A 203-nucleotide genomic window follows, 5' to 3' on the forward strand; every position below is an offset into this window, starting at 1 on the left:
TGTATGACAGCGTGAAAGGCTGCTGTGTTAAACCGCTTCACCAACGGGCCAAGATCATGAGATTACTTCTGGTGCTCCCGACAGGAATCGAACCTGCGACCTCTTCCTTACCATGGAAACGCTCTACCGACTGAGCTACAGGAGCATAATATGGCTCCTCGGGACGGACTCGAACCGCCGACCGATCGGTTAACAGCCGATTG

Annotated in this window: 1 tRNA gene; it reads right to left on the bottom strand. The window is 53.7% G+C overall.

Annotation, left to right across the window (positions count from 1 at the left end):
• Window positions 1–69: 69 nt before the first annotated feature.
• Window positions 70–145: transfer RNA gene (locus ACQ5DJ_RS30120), tRNA-Thr, on the bottom strand.
• Window positions 146–203 lie beyond the last annotated feature (58 nt).

The sequence above is a fragment of the Brevibacillus sp. FIR094 genome (assembly GCF_050477165.1).
In the GTDB taxonomy this organism is placed as follows: Bacteria; Bacillota; Bacilli; order Brevibacillales; family Brevibacillaceae; genus Brevibacillus.